Origin of the sequence: Mesorhizobium sp. (genome assembly GCF_005063415.1) — a bacterium.
In the GTDB taxonomy this organism is placed as follows: Bacteria; Pseudomonadota; Alphaproteobacteria; order Rhizobiales; family Rhizobiaceae; genus Mesorhizobium.
Map to the genome: position 1 here is coordinate 1 of NZ_SUEG01000384.1, position 385 is coordinate 385.

Below are 385 nucleotides of genomic sequence, written 5' to 3' on the forward strand. Positions count from 1 at the left end.
GTCATCGCCCTCGCCGGCCTGAAGAAATTCGGCTACGGCCAGCTGCCGGCTCTACGATCTTGCCCGGTAGGCAGGCGGCGCGGTGTCGGGCGTATAGGTCAACCCGACACGCTTGCCACTGCACTTTGCGCACTTGAGCTTGGGAATCAGATCATCCGCCATTGCTGGCGCCTTAGGGCCGAGCTTAGCCTTCAGCTTTCCGAGATCGAGCGGCTGATTGTGGTGGCATTGTGGATTGTAGCAATACGCATGGATCTCCATGCGCTCGTCTATTCCCCCTGAACTGTCCAGCCGTTTGCCGGACTCATCCCCGGAACCGTTCGGTGATCCAATGGATCTTGCCGTCGATCTTCATTGGCTTGTGGATCATCAGCCGCTTCGGCAG

Annotated in this window: 1 protein-coding gene; it reads left to right on the top strand. The window is 59.0% G+C overall.

Features of this window, described 5'->3' with window-relative positions:
- Positions 1 to 282 (top strand): hypothetical protein (locus tag E5W70_RS32720; RefSeq protein WP_292665515.1); only part of this gene is annotated, 282 nt, incomplete at its 5' end.
- Positions 283 to 385 lie beyond the last annotated feature (103 nt).